Origin of the sequence: Bailinhaonella thermotolerans (assembly GCF_003594875.1) — a bacterium.
Classification (GTDB): Bacteria; Actinomycetota; Actinomycetes; order Streptosporangiales; family Streptosporangiaceae; genus Bailinhaonella; species Bailinhaonella thermotolerans.
In genome coordinates, this window is the sequence record NZ_QZEY01000055.1 from 1 (window position 1) to 774 (window position 774).

The following is a 774-nucleotide window of genomic DNA, read 5'->3' on the forward strand; positions in this document are numbered from 1 at the left end:
CGTGCTCGACGTAGTTGATTTGACCCATACGTACGGCAGTGGCCCGACGGCGCATCAGGCGCTGGGGGGGATCGATCTGCAGGTGGCCGAGGGTGAGCTGGTGTGCATCGTGGGGCCTTCGGGCGCCGGGAAGTCCACCCTGCTGCGGTCCATCGCCGGGCTCCTCAAGCCCACCGGCGGGCGCGTCCTGATCAACGGCCGCCCGGTCGAGCTCACCCCCGACGACCTGGCCGTCGTCTTCCAGGACTACAGCCGGTCCCTGTTCCCCTGGATGACCGTCGCCGACAACGTCGCCCTGCCCCTGCGCCGCAAAGGCATGGACAAGGCCGCCCGCCGCAAGGCCGCCGACGACGCCCTGGCCGCCGTCGGCCTGGACGGCGCCGCCAAGAAATACCCCTGGGAACTGTCCGGCGGCATGCAGCAGCGCGTCTCCATCGCCCGCGCCATCGCCTACCGCCCCGCCCTGATGCTCATGGACGAACCCTTCGGCTCCGTGGACGCCCAAACCCGCGAAGACCTCGAAGACCTCACCCTGCGCGTCCGCCGCGAACACGGCATGACCATCGTCCTGATCACCCACGACATCGACGAAAGCGTCTACGTCGGCGACCGCGTCATCGTCCTGTCCAAAGCCCCCGCCACCGTCGCCGGCGACCTCAAAGTCACCCTCGGCGACCACCGCGACCAGATCACCACCCGCCAGCACCCCGACTTCGTCCACCTCCGCGCCGAAGTCGGCCGCCTCGTCCGCGGCCCCGCCGACAACACCGCCCC

The 774-nt window shown here is 70.2% G+C and carries 1 protein-coding gene; it reads left to right on the forward strand.

Annotated features, from left to right (window positions below; translation table 11 throughout):
• Position 1: 1 nt before the first annotated feature.
• Positions 2-774 (forward strand): ABC transporter ATP-binding protein (locus tag D5H75_RS40720; protein ID WP_147425484.1); only part of this gene is annotated, 773 nt, incomplete at its 3' end.